This window comes from Mesocryomonas lacus (genome assembly GCF_055730135.2).
This window is the reverse complement of record NZ_JBUZWE020000005.1, coordinates 79,947-97,005: the sequence shown is the minus strand read 5'-3', so window position 1 is coordinate 97,005 and position 17,059 is coordinate 79,947. Positions and strand designations below refer to the sequence as shown.

At 68.6% G+C, this 17,059-nt stretch carries 14 protein-coding genes; 8 read left to right on the top strand and 6 right to left on the bottom strand.

All coding sequences use genetic code 11. The features are described 5' to 3' along the window. Positions 1 to 8: 8 nt before the first annotated feature. Together secG and tpiA are read right to left on the bottom strand one after the other, a co-directional pair. The gene (gene secG / locus ACZLZY_RS09635) at positions 9 to 695 is read right to left on the bottom strand and encodes a preprotein translocase subunit SecG (protein ID WP_472933326.1); all 687 of its coding nucleotides are present in this window, start codon (positions 693 to 695) and stop codon (positions 9 to 11) included. A 91-nt stretch (positions 696 to 786) separates the two neighbouring features. Next, positions 787 to 1,527, bottom strand: a complete 741-nt coding sequence (tpiA, locus tag ACZLZY_RS09630; protein WP_472933324.1) for a triose-phosphate isomerase — start codon at positions 1,525 to 1,527, stop codon at positions 787 to 789. A 223-nt stretch (positions 1,528 to 1,750) separates the two neighbouring features. Here tpiA and ACZLZY_RS09625 point away from each other — a divergent pair, with 223 nt between their 5' ends. The 6 genes from ACZLZY_RS09625 (at position 1,751) to lexA (ending at position 7,943) form a co-directional block, all read left to right on the top strand. After that, positions 1,751 to 3,643 carry a peptidylprolyl isomerase gene (locus tag ACZLZY_RS09625; protein ID WP_472933323.1) on the top strand — a complete coding sequence of 631 codons (1,893 nt, stop codon included), beginning with the start codon at positions 1,751 to 1,753 and terminating at the stop codon, positions 3,641 to 3,643. Beyond that, entirely contained in the window at positions 3,640 to 4,668 is a 1,029-nt protein-coding gene (trpD, locus tag ACZLZY_RS09620) for an anthranilate phosphoribosyltransferase (protein ID WP_472933322.1), read from the top strand. Before ACZLZY_RS09625 ends, trpD begins: the two co-directional genes overlap by 4 nt. Continuing rightward, positions 4,665 to 5,477 (top strand): indole-3-glycerol phosphate synthase TrpC, encoded by an 813-nt coding sequence (trpC, locus tag ACZLZY_RS09615; RefSeq protein ID WP_472933321.1) that lies wholly within the window; start codon positions 4,665 to 4,667, stop codon positions 5,475 to 5,477. The genes trpD and trpC overlap by 4 nt, the downstream gene beginning before the upstream one ends. After that, positions 5,474 to 5,947, top strand: a complete 474-nt coding sequence (gene moaC / locus ACZLZY_RS09610; RefSeq protein ID WP_472933320.1) for a cyclic pyranopterin monophosphate synthase MoaC — start codon at positions 5,474 to 5,476, stop codon at positions 5,945 to 5,947. The genes trpC and moaC overlap by 4 nt, the downstream gene beginning before the upstream one ends. Next, positions 5,935 to 7,149, top strand: a complete 1,215-nt coding sequence (locus ACZLZY_RS09605; RefSeq protein WP_472933559.1) for a molybdopterin molybdotransferase MoeA — start codon at positions 5,935 to 5,937, stop codon at positions 7,147 to 7,149. The genes moaC and ACZLZY_RS09605 overlap by 13 nt, the downstream gene beginning before the upstream one ends. A 74-nt stretch (positions 7,150 to 7,223) precedes the next feature. Then, positions 7,224 to 7,943, top strand: coding sequence for a transcriptional repressor LexA (gene lexA / locus ACZLZY_RS09600; RefSeq protein WP_472933319.1), 720 nt, complete (start codon positions 7,224 to 7,226; stop codon positions 7,941 to 7,943). Positions 7,944 to 8,400: 457 nt separating this feature from the next. On the opposite strand, the gene ACZLZY_RS09595 is transcribed toward lexA, so the two are convergent. Next, positions 8,401 to 10,782 carry a ComEC/Rec2 family competence protein gene (locus ACZLZY_RS09595; RefSeq protein WP_472933318.1) on the bottom strand — a complete coding sequence of 794 codons (2,382 nt, stop codon included), beginning with the start codon at positions 10,780 to 10,782 and terminating at the stop codon, positions 8,401 to 8,403. Positions 10,783 to 11,035: 253 nt separating this feature from the next. On the opposite strand from ACZLZY_RS09595, the gene gltX reads away from it, so the two are divergent. Beyond that, complete coding sequence (gene gltX, locus ACZLZY_RS09590) at positions 11,036 to 12,451, top strand: glutamate--tRNA ligase (RefSeq protein ID WP_472933317.1); 1,416 nt, start codon at positions 11,036 to 11,038, stop codon at positions 12,449 to 12,451. Between the two features lie 157 nt (positions 12,452 to 12,608). Beyond that, a complete protein-coding gene (gene gltA, locus ACZLZY_RS09585; protein ID WP_472933315.1) occupies positions 12,609 to 13,898 on the top strand; it encodes a citrate synthase in 1,290 nt (429 codons plus the stop codon). 229 nt (positions 13,899 to 14,127) lie between these two features. Here gltA and lpxB read toward each other — a convergent pair whose 3' ends face one another. Genes lpxB through lpxA form a run of 3 tightly spaced genes read right to left on the bottom strand, consistent with a single transcriptional unit; the run spans position 14,128 to position 16,987 of the window. Further along, positions 14,128 to 15,300, bottom strand: coding sequence for a lipid-A-disaccharide synthase (lpxB, locus tag ACZLZY_RS09580; RefSeq protein ID WP_472933314.1), 1,173 nt, complete (start codon positions 15,298 to 15,300; stop codon positions 14,128 to 14,130). After that, entirely contained in the window at positions 15,297 to 16,193 is an 897-nt protein-coding gene (locus ACZLZY_RS09575) for an LpxI family protein (RefSeq protein WP_472933313.1), read from the bottom strand. The genes lpxB and ACZLZY_RS09575 overlap by 4 nt, the downstream gene beginning before the upstream one ends. After that, entirely contained in the window at positions 16,190 to 16,987 is a 798-nt protein-coding gene (gene lpxA, locus ACZLZY_RS09570; RefSeq protein ID WP_472933310.1) for an acyl-ACP--UDP-N-acetylglucosamine O-acyltransferase, read from the bottom strand. Before lpxA ends, ACZLZY_RS09575 begins: the two co-directional genes overlap by 4 nt. Between the last annotated feature and the right edge of the window lie 72 nt (positions 16,988 to 17,059).

Sequence of the window (17,059 nt, the reverse complement as noted above, 5' to 3'; positions counted from 1 at the left end):
TGTCCGCCTTACTGGGCGGGCGTCGTAGTAGTTGCCGGGCTGGACGGTGTCTCCGTCGCCGGTGCCGAGGTTCCCGTTGCCGGTGCCGGTGCCGGTGCCGAGGCTCCGGTCGCCGGGCTGCCCGTCGACGATGCCGGGGCGTCGCTGGACGGCGTTTCCGCAGCCGGCGACGTGGTCGACGGCGCCTCGCTGGCGGGAGCGGTGGTCTCGAACGGTGTCGAAGTCGAGTCGGCCGGGGCCGTTGTCGCTGGTGCCGTCGGCGTGGTGGCCGAAGGAGCCGGCTGCGGCGGCGTCACCGGCGGGGTCACGGCGGCGTCGGGCGCTGCCGGTGTCGCGGCATCGGTCGTCGTCGGCGCGACGTCGGGGGCCGTGGCCGGCAGGCCGCCCAGCTGGTCAAGCAGGTTGCCGCTGCCGGAACCGGTGCTGCCGCCCTGGTTCGCCGGAAGGCGATCGAGGATGTCGGTCGGCTGCGAGCCGTAACGGGCGGTGAGGCCCAGCGCCAGCGAGGTGATAAAGAAGGCCGCAGCGAGGATCGCGGTCGTCCGGGTCAGCGCGTTGGCCGCGCCGCGGGCGGTCATCAGACCACCACCGCCGCCGCCGATACCGAGCGCCCCGCCTTCCGAGCGCTGCAGCAGGACGACGACGATCAGTGCGAGCACGATCATCAGATGGACGATAATAAGAACTGTAGTCATTGATCCGCTTCGCACACGACTTCTTCAGGGGACGCGCGCCTCATATAGGAGGGGCGAGCTTATTCCAAACGCTTTCGCGCGTCCGCTGCCGTCAGGCCGGCCGCGCCGCCTTGCAGATCGCCACGAGATCCGTGGCCTTCAGGCTCGCTCCCCCGACCAGCGCGCCGTCGACATTGTCGATAGCCAGGAGTTCGGAAGCGTTCGCCGGCTTGACCGACCCGCCGTAGAGAAGGCGGATCGCCGCACCGGTCTCGGCCCCGAACCGGTCGCTCAGCGCCTTGCGCATGAAGGCATGCGCCGCCCGCACATCCTCGACCGTCGGCGTCTTGCCGGTGCCGATCGCCCAGATCGGCTCATAGGCGATGACGAGCCGGGCGACGTCCAGGTCGTCCGGCAGCGAGCCGGCGAGCTGGGTGCCGAGCACGTCGAGTGTCGTGCCGGCAAGGCGCTCGGCATCGGTCTCGCCGATGCAGACGATGGCGATCAGCCCGCAGCGCCAGGCCGCCTCGGCCTTTTCCCGCACCAGCTGGTCGCTCTCGTCGTAGCCTTCGCGCCTTTCGGAGTGCCCGAGAATGACGCAACGGGCGCCGGCATCCGCCATCTGCTCGGCCGAGATGTCGCCGGTATGGGCGCCCTGGGAGGCGACGTGGATGTCCTGGCCGCCCAGCATCAGCCGGTCGCCGACGCGGTCGGCGGCGGCCATCAGCAGCGTCGACGGCAAGCAGACCGCGATGTCGCAGGCGAGATCGCCGGCCTCCGTCACGGCCTGCAGTTCCGCCAGATCCCGGCGAAGGCCATGCATCTTCCAGTTGCCCGCTATCAGTTGCCGCATGCCGTTTTCCTCCCGCTCCCCGTCTTTGTGGTTCTTGCCTAGCGGCAGAGAAACCCGAAATCAATCAACGCGGCGGCTTGCGTCCCGGCGCGGCATTTTCCTAATAGAGCGTGAAGTCCCGCCGCGGCGTCCACCGGCGGGAAGAGAACGGCGGTGCGTCCGCCGCCCAAACAGGACAACAGCCTTCGCTGGATCCGGCGAAGGCTTGCGGAGATGCCGAGACATGATGAACTCCATGCGCAAGAGCGTCGGCGGCGGCTGGGTCGCCAAACTGCTGATGGGGCTCATCGTCGTCGCCTTCGTCGTCACCGGCTTCTCCAGCTTCTTCTCGGGCGCGGCGCCCAGCACCGTAATCTCCGCCGGCGGTACCGACGTCGAGGTCCAGGACTACCGTCTGGCCTACCGGCAGGCCGAGGCGCAGCTCGCCCGCCAGCTGCAGCGCCGCCCGAGCCGCGAGGAAGCGGCCGCGCAAGGCATCGACCGCCGCGTCCTCAACCAGCTGATCTCAGAAGCCGTGCTCGACGAACAGGGCCGCAACATCGGCCTCGGCCTGTCCGAGGAGCGCCTTGCCCGCCTGATCGCCGACGATCCGTCCTTCCACGACGCGTCCGGCCGCTTCTCGCGCGACAGTTTCCGCCAGCTGCTGTCGAGCGTCGGCATGCGCGAGAACGACTTCATCCGTAACCGCGAGCAGGCGGCCGTGCGCAGCCAGATCGTCGATTCGATCTCAGAGGGTGTCTCGACGCCGAGCCTCGTGAAGCAGGCTTTCGGCCTCTACAACGGCGAGCGCCGCACGGTCGAATACGTCACCTTGCCGCTGACGCTGGTGCAGCCGGTGGCCGATCCCTCTGCCGAAGTGCTGCAGGCCTATTTCGACGGCCGCAAGCAGCGCTACGCCGCGCCGGAGTACCGGGCCATTTCCTATGCCGCGCTGACGCCGGACGCTGTCGCCGACCCCGCCAAGGTGACCGAGGCAGAGATCCAGGCTGCCTACGCCAAGGACACCGAGAAATTCACGACGCCCGAGCGTCGCCGGATCCAGCAGATCGTCTACTCCGACAAGGCCAAAGCCGACGCCGCGCGCGCCGAACTCGCTTCCGGCAAGACCTTCGACCAGCTCGTCACCGACAGCGGCCGCACCATCGCCGACACCGAGCTCGGCCTGCAGCCGCGCAACGGCATCCCCGACCCGGTCATCGCCAATGCTGCCTTCTCGCTGGCTGCCAACGCCGTTTCCGAAACCGTCGAAGGCGCTTTCGGCCCTGTGCTGCTGCGCGTCACCGAGATCCAGCCCGAGGTGAAGAAGCCGCTGGCCGAAGTGCAGGATGCCATCCGCAAGGAGATCGCCCTCTCCTCCGCCACCGAGGCGGTCCGCTCGGCCTACGACACCTATGAGGAAGCCCGCGGTGGTGGCGCTTCACTCGAGGAAGCGTCAGAGCGCGCCGGCCTGACGATCAAGACCATCCCCGCGATCAGCCAGACCGGCCAAGCGCCGGACGGCAGTCTGATCGCCGACATCCCCGCCCAGCCGGCGCTGCTGACCGCTGCCTTCGAAAGCGACATCGGCGTCGAGAACCAGCCGGTCGACGTTCGCCCGAACGGCTTCGTCTTCTTCGAAGTCACCAAGGTCGATCCGGCACACCAGCGTCCGCTCGACGAGGTGCGTGCGCGCGTGATCGAGGACTGGAAGGCGACCGAGGCCGACCGCCTGCTCGCTGAGCGCGCCGTCGCGCTGAAGAAGCGCCTCGACGCCGGCGAGGCCATCGACGCCATCGCCGCGTCCGAGAAGCTCACCAAGCAGGTTGCCGCCTCGATCACCCGCCAGAGCGGCGCGCAGGAACTCGGCGATGACGCGACGCGCGCGGTCTTCGCCGGCACTACCGGGCTTGCAGCCGTCGCCGATGCCACCTCCGATTCGTCGAAGCTGGTTCTGAAGGTGACCGAAGTCGCGCCGCCGCTCGATCCGTTGGCTAGCTTCCCCGCCGACCAGGACGGCCAGCTGGCGTCGCTGATGAAGTCCGACATCGTCCAAAGCTACGTCAACGTCTTGCAGGACGCCTACAAGGTCGTTTCCTACCCCGCCGCGATCCAGGCGGCGCAGGCCATGCCGCAATGAGCCAGACGCTGAAGCCCTACATCGCCAAGGTCGCGGGCGGCGAGGCGCTGAGCCGCGCCGACGCCGAGGCGGCCTTCGGCGTGATGATGTCGGGCGAGGCGACGCCATCGCAGATCGGCGGCTTCCTGATGGCGCTGCGGGTCCGCGGCGAGACCGTCGACGAAATCGCCGGCGCCGTCTCGGTGATGCGCGCCAACATGGCGACGGTGACGGCACCCGACGACGCGATCGACATCGTCGGTACCGGCGGCGATCATGCCGGCACGCTGAACGTCTCGACCTGCGCGGCCTTCGTGCTCGCCGGCTGCGGCCTGACGGTCGCCAAGCACGGCAACCGGGCGCTCTCCTCGCGCTCCGGCTCCGCCGACGTCCTGATGGCGCTCGGCGTCAAAGTGGACCTCTCCCCGGCGCAGATTTCCGCCGTTATCGCCGAGGCCGGTCTCGGCTTCATGTTCGCGCCGACGCACCATGCCGCCATGCGCTTCGTCGGCCCGAGCCGGGTCGAACTCGGCACGCGCACGATCTTCAATCTGCTCGGCCCCCTCGCCAACCCTGCCGGCGTCCAGAACCTCCTCGTCGGCGTCTTCGCCGAGCAGTGGCTGCAGCCGATCGCCGAGACGCTGAAGGCGCTCGGCACCAGGAACGCCTGGATCGTCTATGGCGACGGTCTCGACGAGATGACCGTCTGCGGCCGGACCGATGTCGTCACCCTCCGCAACGGCGTCATCTCCCGCTTCGCCATCGAGCCGGAAGAGTTCGGCCTTGCCCGTGCCGACCTGTCGGAGATCCGCGGTGGCGACGCCGTCCACAACGCGGAAAAGCTTCGCGGCGTTCTCGACGGCGCCCCCGGCGGTTACCGCGACATCTGCCTCCTCAACGCCGCCGGCGCGCTGGTGATGTCCGGCCATGCCGCAGACCTTGCCGAAGGCCTTGTCGCCGCCCGCCTTTCGGTCGATACCGGAAAGGCCCGCGCGGCGCTCGACCGGCTGATCGGCGTCACCCAGCGCATCGGAGAACCGGCATGACCGACATCCTGAAGGCGATCGAGACCTACAAGCTCCAAGAAATCGCCGCCGCCAAGGCGCGCCTGCCACTGACCGAGCTGGAGGCTCATGCCCGCGCAGCCGACCCGGTTCGCGGCTTCACGCAGGCGATCCGGCGCAAGCACGCGGCGGGCGACGTCGCCCTCATCGCCGAGATCAAGAAGGCGAGCCCGTCGAAGGGCCTCATCCGCGCCGATTTCGATCCGCCAGCTCTCGCAAGTGCCTATGAGCGCGGCGGCGCCGCTTGCCTCAGCATCCTCACCGACGCGCCGTCCTTCCAGGGCCAGCCGAGCTTCCTCACCGAGGGCCGCGCCGCCTGCTCCTTGCCGGCGCTGCGCAAGGATTTCATGTTCGACGCCTACCAGGTGTTCGAAGCCCGCGCCTGGGGTGGCGACGCGATCCTCCTGATCATGGCAGCGATCGATGACGGCTGTGCGGCCGAGCTCGAGGCGGTGGCGATGGACCTCGGTATGGACGTGCTGGTTGAGGTGCACGACGAGGCCGAAACCGAGCGCGCGCTGAAACTCCGCTCGCCGCTGCTCGGCGTCAACAACCGCAACCTCCGGACCTTCGAGACCGACATCTCCACCGCCGAGCGGCTGTCGGCCCTCGTGCCGGACGACCGCATTCTCGTCGGCGAGAGCGGCATCTTCACCCCGGCGGACTGCGCCCGGCTCGGCCGCGTCGGCATCGCCACCTTCCTCGTTGGCGAAAGCCTGATGCGCCAGGCCGACGTCGAGGCCGCCACCCGCGCCCTGCTGGCCGTGCCGCCGACGGAGCATGCCGCATGACCGGCCTCACCCATCTCGACGCCACCGGCGCCGCCACCATGGTGGATGTCGGCGACAAGGCCGAGACCGTGCGCGAGGCCCGCGCCGAGGGCCTGGTGCTGATGCTGCCGGAGACGCTGGCGCTGATCGAGGCCGGCGGCGCCAAGAAGGGCGATGTCATCGCCGTCGCGCGGCTTGCCGGCATCATGGCGGCCAAGAAGACCGCGGACCTCATCCCGCTCTGCCATCCCTTGATGCTGGAGAAGATCGCCGTCGACATCGCCGCCGAGCCCGCCCTGCCGGGCCTGCGCGTCACCGCGACGGTCCGCCTCAGCGGCAAGACCGGCGTCGAGATGGAAGCGCTGACCGCCGTCAGCGTCGCTTGCCTCACCATCTACGACATGGCCAAGGCGGTCGATCGCGGCATGCAGATCTCCGCGATCCGGGTGCTTGCCAAATCCGGCGGCCGCTCCGGTGACTGGTCCGCATGATTTCCGTCGCCGACGCCTTCGCCGCGCTGATGCAGGACGCCGTCGCGGTGACAGAGACCGAGACCGTGCCGCTGCGCGCGGCGCGCGGCCGCATCCTTGCCGCCGACTTGCCCGCTCTGCGCACCCAGCCCGACTTTGACGCCTCCGCCATGGACGGCTACGCCGTGCGCGCCGACGATACGGCCGGTCCTTTCCAGCCGCTGACGGTCATCGGCGAATCCGCCGCCGGGCGCGCCTTCGACGGCAGCGTCGCTCCGGGCGAGACCGTCCGGATCTTCACCGGCGCGCCGGTGCCGGACGGGGCGGATGCGATCCTGATCCAGGAGAACGCCGAGCGGCCGACGGCGGCAACCATGCTCCCGCTGGAACCTGCCCTCCGTGGGCGTCACATCCGCAAGGCAGGCGCCGACTTCTCGAAGGGTGACACGCTCATCCCGGCGAACACCCGCCTTGGCGCCGGCACGATCGCGCTGGCGGCGAGCGGCGGCCATCCGCGGCTCACCGTGCTGCGCCGTCCGCGCATCGCGATCCTTGCCACCGGCGACGAACTGGTCATGCCCGGCGAGCCGGTCGGCCCTTCGCAGATCGTTGCCTCCAATACTTTCGGGGTCGCCGCCATGGTCGAGGCCGCCGGCGGCGAAGCGCTCGACTACGGCATCGCCCGCGACGACGAGGCCGAGATCGGCGCCCTCCTCGACTGCGCCGTCACCGACGCCGTCGACATCTTCGTCACCATCGGCGGCGCCTCGGTCGGCGACCACGACCTCGTCGGCAAGGTCTTCGCCGCCCGCGGCGTCGCCCTCGATTTCTGGAAGGTCGCCATGCGGCCGGGCAAGCCGCTGATGGCCGGTCGCATCGGCCGCACCCGGCTCATCGGCCTTCCCGGCAACCCCGCCTCCTCGATGGTCGCCGCGACCTTGTTCCTGAAGCCCCTCGTTCATGCCCTTACCGGCGCCCCGGCCAGCCCGCTCTACCGCGAGGCCATCCTCGGTGCCGACATGCCGGCGAACGACCAGCGCGCCGACTTCATCCGGGCGACGCTTGGCGAATCGCAGGCGGTCGTGCCGATCGTCACGCCTTTCGGGCGCCAGGATTCGTCGCTCCTCTCGGTCTATGCCCGGGCCAATGTTCTCCTCTTGCGAGAACCCCATGCGCCAGCGGCCAAATCCGGCGATTCTTGCCGCTACATCGCGCTCGACTAAGCTTCCGGCTCTTGCAGAACACAACTAGAACAGATAGCTTTGTTCAGGTTTTGTTTTAACAAGGATCGCCGGAAATGCTGACGCGCAAGCAGCACGATCTCCTGATGTTCATCCATGGGAGATTGCAGGAACTGGGCGTGCCGCCGTCCTTCGACGAGATGAAGGATGCGCTGGATCTCCGCTCCAAGTCCGGCATCCACCGACTGATTACCGCGCTGGAAGAGCGCGGCTTCATCCGCCGTCTGCCGAACCGCGCCCGGGCACTGGAAGTCCTGAAGCTGCCGGACTCGGTCGCGCCGGCCAAGGCAAAGAGCGCCGACGCCGAGCCCGTCGCGCCCCGCCGCGAGCCCATCGCGGAGACATCCGTCGAGCCTTTGCCCAAGCGCATTCGCCCGGCCGCCAACGACAGCGAACCGGTCGGCATTCCGCTGATGGGCCGCATCGCCGCCGGTGTGCCGATCTCGGCCATCCAGCAGAGCGGCAGCCAGATCTTCGTGCCGCCGGACATGCTGGGCGGCGGCGAGCATTACGCGCTGGAGGTAAAGGGCGATTCGATGATCGAGGCCGGCATCCTCGACGGCGATACCGTCGTCATCCGCCGGGGCGACACCGCGCAAGGCGGCGAGATCGTGGTGGCCCTCGTCGACGACGAGGAGGCGACCCTCAAGCGCTTCCGCCGCCGCGGCGACACCATCTCGCTCGAGGCCGCCAACCCCGCCTACGAGACCCGCAGCTTCGGCTCCGAGCGCATCAAGGTCCAGGGCAAGCTCGTCGGCCTGATCCGCAAGTACTGAGGCGGGCTGGGGGGCGGTTAGCGGCTTTGCGGAGTGCCCGTCCGCCAGCCCCGCCCCCCTTCATCCCGCTGCCGCGACCTTCTCCCCGCAGGGGAGAAGAAGCTAATCGCCCCCTTGAGTATCCAACGCCGGCAGCTCCCATGCCGCCACGCCTTCAGCTGCTTTCTTCGCCCCTCCGGGGAGAAGCGGCCGGCAGGCCGATGAGGGGGCCACCCGCGAACGCAAGCCTTCGGCCACGTCCACCGCTCCTCTCGCCGGTGCCCCCCCTCATCCCGCTGCCGCGACCTTCTCCCCACATGGGAGAAGAAGCTAATCTCCCCCCGACAGTATCCGCCGCCGGCAGTTCCCATGCCGCCACGCCCTCAGCTGCTTTCTTCGCCCCTCCGGGGAGAAGTGGCCGGCAGGCCGATGAGGGGGCCGCCCGCGAACGCCTAACCTTGCATCCCAACGCCCCGCATCACGGCCGCGGCTTCTCCGGCGTACTCTCAACCGCCCGCCGCCAGGTCTCCGGCCAAGGTGCCAGCCGCTGCACTTGCCACGGCTCCGGCACCGGCGCGATCGAGGCGGTGATCTCGGCGTGGCCCGTTGCAGCAGAGCGGGAGATGGCGAGCGAACCGGTCCGCCGCAGCGTGCGCAGCGTCACCAGCACGGCGCCCGAGCGGCACGCCTCGCGCCGCGCCGCCCGTGCGACGATGGCGACGTCCGCGCTGTCGCAAGCCGTACCGATCTGGCGATAATCGTCGGTCCAGACCACCCTGAGCCCGCTCCGCGTCGTCGCCCGGCAGATCTGCATCGGCCGGGACGCCCGCTTCGCCGGGACGGCCGGTACTGCCGGCGTCAACGACTTTCCGTCGATGACAGGCGCTGCGGGCTCGCCAGTGAGCGGCGGCGTCGACCGTAAGAGTTGAGGGACGGCAGCCGAGGGCGAGGATCTCTTGGTCGCGACACCACCCTCTGGCTCTAAAGCTTCGCAGCGAAATCCCGCCGCACTCGGGTCTGGTGGCACACCGGCGTCCGGTCGCACGCCGGCGCGCGATGGCACGCCTGTGTCCAGCGGCTGAGCGCCGTCCGGAAAAGCCCTCTGCCACTGCGTCAGCACGAACGCGTTCGGCTTCGGCCGCAACGGCATCAGCACGTTCCCCGCCTCGATCAGCGCGAGTTCCCGCCCATCCTCGAACACCAGGAGTTCCGGCCGCGGGCCTGTCGCCGGCGCCAGCGCAAGCCCGAGTGCGGCCATTGGCAAGGCCAGCCCGCGCAGGCCGCTGGCGAGAAAACAGGCCAGCAGCAGCGCCAGCGACAGCAGCACCAGTCCTTCCGGGGTCAGCAGCCCGGTCGGCGTGTCCGGCAGATGGTCGTGCAGGAAGTGGGCAATGCCGAACACGAGTTTCAGCCCCTGCCCCATCAGGATCAGGAACACGGCATCGAGGCCTAAGGGCATCGCGACGACCGCGCACAGCGCCAGCGGCATGATCCACACCGAGAACAGCGGCAGCGCCAGAAGATTGGCGAACAGGCCGAAAGGCGCCATCCGCTGGAAATGATAGGACGCGAACGGGCCCGTCGCGGTGCCGGCGATCAGCGACGAGGCGCCAAGCCCGATCAGGAACACCACGAGCCGCCTCGCCTGTCCCGCCGGCGGCGCGTCCACCTGTCGCCGCGCCCGTGCCCGCGCGACATGGCCGTAGACGCCGACGAGCGAGGCCGTCGCGCCGAACGACATCTGGAAGCTTGCCGTCACCAGCGCGTGCGGCGTCATCGAAAGGACGACGATCGCCGCGAGAGCCACGCTGCGCAGCGTGATCGCCGCCCGGTCAACGAGGATCGCCACCAGCATGATCGCCAGCATGAGATAGGAGCGGTCCGCCGCGACGTTCCGCCCGGACAGAAGGATGTAGAAAGTGACGGCACCAAGCGCCGCCACCGCCGCAAACTTCTTGATCGGCCAGCGCAGCGCGACGCCCGGGATCGCCGCAAGCCCGGCGCGGACGAGGAACATCGCAAACCCCGCGACCAGCGCCATGTGCAGGCCGGATATCGACAGCACGTGCGACAGGCCGGTGGTGCGCAGCCAGAGCTCGATCTCGTCGGGAATGCCGGCCCGGTCGCCGGTGATGAGCGCCGCCGCCACCGTCCCCGCCGGTCCGCCGATGACGCTGCGGATGCGCTCGCTCATCGACACCCGCAGCGCCAGGATACGTTCGCCGGCGGTTTTCCCCGTCGGGCTTGCGCCGGCTCCCGGCGGATCCGGCGGCCCCAAGGCAAATCCGTTGGCGCCGACACCGTCGAAGTAGTTGCCGAAACTGAAGTCGTAGCCGCCGGGAAAGGCGGGGCCGGACGGCGCCCGCAGCCGCACCAGCCCGGCATAGCGGCCGCCGACGGGGATCGGCGTGTGCCGGCTGGAAACGAGAATCTCGGCGATCCCCGGCGGGCGCGACAGCACCGGCCGCTCGGTGGTCTCGATGGCCACGCGGTAGCGCAGCCGCCCCCGCTCGTCCTGCTCGCGTCCCTCGACCCGGCCGGCGATCCGCACCGTCGCCTCGCCTGAGAAGAGAACGGTCTTCGTGCGCGCCAGTTCATAGCCGGACAGTGCGAAGCCCGCGGCGACGAAACCCGCCAGCAGGCAAGCCGCGCCCGCCGCCTTGCGCGGGCCGAGCATCGCCGCGCCGAGGAGCAGCGGCAGGCAAGCAGCAACCGCGAATGGGATCGGCGGTCGCCACCCCGCGGCGTAGAACAGAGCGATGCCGAGCATCATCCCGCCCGGCACCAGGAAGAAGCCGCTGCGCGCTTCCGCCTCGATCTCGCGCTGCCGCGCCAGCCAGCCGACGATGCTGGCGCGCATGTCCCTCGGCAGGCCGCCCCAAGGAAAGCTTTTCCGTAACCAGCCCCCCTGTGACAGGTCTAGGATACGTTGCCAAAGGCCCTGCCGGCGTCGCTCCTCAGGACCTCTGGCTGCTGCGCCGGCGATGGCCATGCTTGCCTCCGAAGCGACCGGGCCCTGCCTTGTCTCTCTCCCGGCCTATGCTACACAGCCCCACGGAAAAGCCGACCGCAAAGATCGTGCGTCCGCACCCATTTGCCGCACTGGAACCGCCATGACCGTCGTCACCCGTTTCGCGCCCTCGCCGACTGGCTATCTCCACATCGGCGGCGCCCGCACCGCGCTGTTCAACTGGCTCTATGCCCGGCGCATGGGTGGCAAGATGCTGCTGCGCATCGAGGATACCGATCGCGAGCGCTCGACCGAAGCCGCCGTCGTAGCAATCATCAAGGGCCTCTCCTGGCTCGGCCTCGATGCCGACGAGCCGCCGGTGTCGCAGTTCGAGCGCGCCGCCCGTCACCGCGAGGTCGCCGAACAACTCCTCGCCGCCGGCAAAGCCTATCGTTGCTATGCCAGCCAAGCCGAGCTCGAGGAGATGCGCGAGACCGCCCGCGCCAACAAGCAGCCGCCCCGCTATGACGGCCGCTGGCGCGACCGCGACCCGTCCGAGGCCCCCGAGGGCGTCAAGCCGGTGATCCGGCTGAAGGCCCCGCAGGAGGGCGAGACCGTCGTGCACGACCAGGTGCAAGGCGAGGTCCGCTTCCCCAACCGCGATCTCGACGATTTCGTGCTGCTGCGCTCTGACGGCTCGCCGACCTACATGCATGCCGTCGTCGTCGACGACCACGACATGGGCGTCACCCACATCATCCGCGGCGACGACCACCTGACCAATGCCGGGCGCCAGACGCTGATCTATCAGGCGATGGGCTGGGACGTGCCTGTCATGGCGCATATCCCGCTTATCCACGGCGAGGACGGCGCGAAACTGTCGAAGCGCCACGGCGCGCTCGGCGTCGATGCCTACCGCGCGCTCGGCTACATGCCGCAAGCGCTGAAGAACTATCTCGTCCGCCTCGGCTGGAGCCATGGCGACACCGAGATCATGACGGAGGCCGAGATGGTCTCCTGGTTCGACATTCCCGACATCAACAAAGGTGCCGCGCGCTTCGACTTCGCCAAGCTCAACGCCATCAGCGGCACCTATGTCCGGGCCGCGGGTGACGCCGAGCTGGCCGACCTTCTGATGGTCGAGCGCGACTACCTGCCGAACGGCGACATTTTGAAGCGCCGCCCGGACGCCGAGACCCATGCGCTCCTCCTCGCCGCCATGCCGGGCCTCAAGGAACGCGCGAAAAACCTCGTCGAACTCACCGATTCGACGGCCTATCTCTTCGCCGATCGGCCGTTGCCGATGGAGGAGAAGGCCGAGGCGATCCTGCGCGATGGCGGCCGTGACGTCGTGGCCGCGCTCCTGCCGCGACTTTCCGCCGTCACCGACTGGTCCGTCGCGCCGCTGGAGGAGGCGGTACGCCTTTATGCCGAGGAGACCGGGTTGAAGCTCGGCAAGGCGGCGCAGCCCTTGCGTGCCGCCCTCACCGGCCGCACGACCTCCCCGGGCGTGTTCGACGTGCTCGCAGTTCTCGGACGCGACGAGTCGCTCTCGCGGCTCGGCGACCAGGCGGAGTGATGAACTCCGCGCCACTTGGCGTTAGAGTGCGGCGCAACATGTCAGTTTGATACGCAACTTGTTCGCGTCTCCGCTTTGGAGTACGCAAGTTTTCGCCAGGGACCTGTGCGCTGCAAAAGCGATCTCGTCCCGTCGGCTCACGAAGAAGGGGATACGCATGACGAACCACGCGGCGACCATGGCAGTGGGTGAGAAAAACGCGAGCCTCGAGGTCCGGAGCGGCACGATCGGTCCGGATGTCGTCGACATCACCTCTCTCTACAAGCAGACCGGAATCTTCACCTACGATCCCGGTTTCTCCTCGACGGCGTCCTGCGAGTCGAAGATCACCTATATCGATGGCGACGAGGGCGTGCTCCTGCACCGCGGCTATCCGATCGACCAGCTCGCCGAGAAGGGCGACTTCCTGGAGACCTGCTATCTCCTGCTCTACGGCGAACTGCCGACCGAGCGCGAAATGTCCGATTTTTCGTACCGCGTCACCCGGCACACCATGGTGCACGAGCAGATGTCGCGCTTCTATTCCGGCTTCCGCCGCGACGCCCACCCGATGGCCGTCATGGTCGGCTCGGTCGGCGCTCTCTCGGCCTTCTACCACGACTCGACCGATATCGCCGATCCGCACCAGCGCATGGTCGCCTCGATCCGCATGATCGCCAAGACCCCGACGCTCGCCGCCATGGCGTACAAGTACCATATCGGCCAGCCCTTCGTTTACCCCCGGAACGACCTGTCCTACGCCGAGAACTTCCTCCACATGTGCTTCGCGGTTCCGTGCGAGCCCTACAAGATCAACCCGGTTCTGGCCAAGGCGATGGACCGGATCTTCATCCTCCACGCCGATCACGAGCAGAACGCCTCGACCTCGACCGTCCGCCTCGCGGGTTCCTCGGGCGCCAACCCGTTCGCGTGCGTCGCCGCCGGCATCGCCTGCCTCTGGGGCCCCGCCCATGGCGGCGCCAATGAGGCCGCGCTGAACATGCTGACCGAGATCGGTACCAAGGACCGCATCCCGGAATACATCGCCCGTGCCAAGGACAAGAACGACCCGTTCCGCCTGATGGGCTTCGGTCACCGCGTCTACAAGAACTACGATCCGCGCGCGACGATCATGCAGAAGACCTGCCACGAGGTGCTCGACGAGCTCGGCATCAAGGACGACCCGACGCTGGAAGTCGCGATGGAACTCGAGCGCATCGCGCTCACCGACGAGTACTTCATCGAGAAGAAGCTCTACCCGAACGTCGACTTCTACTCCGGCATCACGCTGAAGGCGCTCGGCTTCCCCACCACCATGTTCACCGTGCTGTTCGCCGTCGCGCGCACCGTCGGCTGGATCGCCCAGTGGAAGGAAATGATCGAGGACCCGCACCAGCGCATCGGCCGCCCACGCCAGCTCTACACCGGCGCCGCCCAGCGCGACTACGTCGACGTGGCGGGCCGCTGAGGGTTCAGCGGTTCAGGTAAGGAATGACGGGCGCCTCGGCGCCCGTTTTCATTTGCGGCTGAATACTTTGGAGCGCATCGCGGCAGCTTCATCCCCACTGTCCTGCCGGATATCTCGCCCTCAAGGGTGGAGATCGAAGACCCTAGCGTCCGCAACTAGCTGATCTCCCCACCTGAGGGGGAGATGTCCGGCAGGACAGAGGGGGGGCGGCGCTGCCGCAAGCATCAACTCAGCGAATGCGGCTTCCCGCCCGCCCCCGAACCACCTCCAGCACGATCGACGCCGCCGCCTGCCCGGGATCCTCGCTCACCGCCATCTTCCGGCGGATATCCCGGAACCCCTCGACCTGGGCGCGCCGCTCCAGCGTGTCCGTCAGCAGCCATTCGAGCCGCCGTGACAGGGCTTCCGGGCGGATGAACTCGTGGAAATGCTCGGGCACCAGCGGGTGGTCGGCGATGTAGTTCGGCAGCGCCGCGGTCCAGCCGGTGATCCAGTGGCGGACGCGGTAGGCGATCGGGTCGATGCGGTAGCAGAGCGCCATGGGAACGCCGGCGAGCGCGAGTTCCAGCGCCACGGTGCCGGATGCCGCAAGCGCCGCGTCGGCATCAGCGAACGCCGCCCATTTCTCCGCCTCGCCGGTCACGATCTCGGGCTTCACCGCCCAGCCCGCGACCTTTTCCTCGATCGCCGCCTTCAGCCGCGGCACCGCCGGCAGCACGGCGCGCACGCCCGGCATGCGTTCTGAGAGCAGCGCCAACGTCCTGCCGAAATCGTCGCTCAGCCGGTTGATCTCGCCCCGGCGCGACCCCGGCAGAACCAGCAGCACGGGCGCTGCCTTCGGCGCCGGCAGGTCGGGTCCCGCATCGAGCCGCTGCATGATGGCGGCAAGGTCGGGCTGGCGCATCAGGGGATGGCCGACATAGGTCGCGGGCGGGCCGCCATGGCGCTGATGGAAATCCGGCTCGAACGGGAAGACGCAGATTGCCCGGTCGATATAGCCGCGCATCGCCGTCGAGCGCTCGGGGTGGTAGGCCCAGACTGCCGGCGGAACGTAATTGATGATCGGAAGGTCCGGCCGGGCCTTGTGCACCTTGCGCGCCACCCGGTGCGAGAAGGCATAGCTGTCGATGACGACCAGCGCATCCGGCGCTTCGTTGAGGATATGGCGCACGGTCTGGCCGATGCGCCCGATCAACTGGGGCAGCCGCGCGACGATGGCGCCGACGCCGATGATCGACAGTTCGTCGATGTCGAAGAGCGTCTTCAGCCCCTCCGCCGCCATCTCGTCGCCGCCGAGACCGGTCACCTCGACCGCTTCGCCCGCTTGCTGCCGCAAGCCACGGATGAGCGCTGCGCCCAGACGATCGCTGGAATTCTCGCCGACGACGAAGGCGATCTTCATAGCAGCGGTTCTCCGGAAGGATCGGGCCAGCCGACGAGGAACATGCCCTCTGCCTTGGCAGCCGCGATGACGTCATCGATGCCGATCACCAGCGCATGGCCGGCGCTGAGGCCGATGCCCGACAACCCCGCTTCGGCGGCTTGCTCGATGGTCGCAACGCCGATGCTCGGCAGATCGAAGCGCAGATCCTGGCCCGGCTTGACGACCTTGACCAGCACGCAATGTTCCTTCCGGCTGACGCGGCCCCGCCGGCGAAGGTCGGCGACGCGTGCCAGCATTTCCTGCGTCCCCTCGATGCCCTCCAGCGCGATCACCCGGTCGCGCGAGGCGACGACCGCCTGCCCGACGTCGAGCGCGCCCAGCACCTTCGCCGCCTCGAACCCGCGGGCAAGCGCCACGCAGTCGATCTCGGAAGGGCTCAGTCCCGTCACCGGTCCCGCCGGCATCAGCATCTCCGGCAGGATTTCCTGGACCGCTACGAGCTCGAAGCCACGGCCCTCGAAGGCCCGGGCCGCCGCCCGCAGCAGGTTGTCGTCGCCGCCGCGGATCACCTGGAAGATCTGCGGCAGCATGGCGAGCGTCTTGAGGCTCGGCAGGATGGAGCGGAAGTCGGGGCGCACGGAGACGGTGCCGCACATCACGATGCGGCGCACGCCCCTGCCCTTCAGATGGCCAAACGCGTTGCCGAGCTTGCCCCAGGCCATCGGCCAGGCATCCTCAGGCAGCCAGGACGAGCCGATCCCGTCGCCGACGGCGAGGACGACGGGTGTCCAGCCGTGCAGCACGGCTTGTTCCGCCACCAGCCGCGGCAGGTCGCCGCCGCCGGCGACGATGCCGAGCGGCTCGCCCGGCCTGCCCGGCGCGACGATGGCGGGCTGGGCGGGAAGCGTCACGCCGGGCGGCTGTGGCGCGGAAAGCAGATCGCCCGGTCGCCGCCGGAGCGGATGAAGCCGAGCAGGTCCTGCACCAGCGGATCCTCGGGATACTCGCTCTGCACCTCGTCCATGTTCTCGCGGAACGTCAAATCGTCGGAGAACAGCATGCGGTAGGCCTTGCGCACGTTGCGCACGGCGTCGCGGTTGAAACCCGCGCGCTTCATGCCGATGACGTTGAGGCCGGAGAGATAGGCGCGGTTGCCGAGCACCATGCCGAAGGGAATGACGTCACCCTCGACCGCGGCAAGGCCACCGATATAGGCATGGTGGCCGATCCGGGTGAACTGGTGGATGCCCGAGCCGCCGGCGATGGTGGCGAAGTCGCCGATGACGCAATGCCCGGCCAGCATGACGTTGTTGATCACCGTCACGTTGGAGCCGACATGGCAGTCATGCGCGACGTGCGAGCCCGTGAAGAACGAGCAGTTGTCGCCGATCGTCGTCTCGGAGCGCCCCTGGATGGTGCCGGGGTTCATGGTCACGCTCTCGCGCACCAGGCAATTCTCGCCGATGACGAGGCGGGTGTCCTCGCCCTTGTACTTCAGATGCTGCGGCGCATGCCCGAGGGAGGCGAAGGGGTAGATGTTGGCATTGGCGCCGATGGTGGTGTTGCCGGAGATCACCACGTGCGAGCGCAGCTTCGCGCCCGGACCGAGCCGGACCTGCGGACCGATATGGCAGAACGGACCGATCTCGACGTCCTCGCCGATGACGGCACCGTCCTCGATGATCGAGGAGGAATGGATGGACATGGGCACCCCTACTATTGGCCAGGGAAACGCCGACGGCGCCCCGCAAAGGGCGCCGTGACGGAAGCGGCAGCG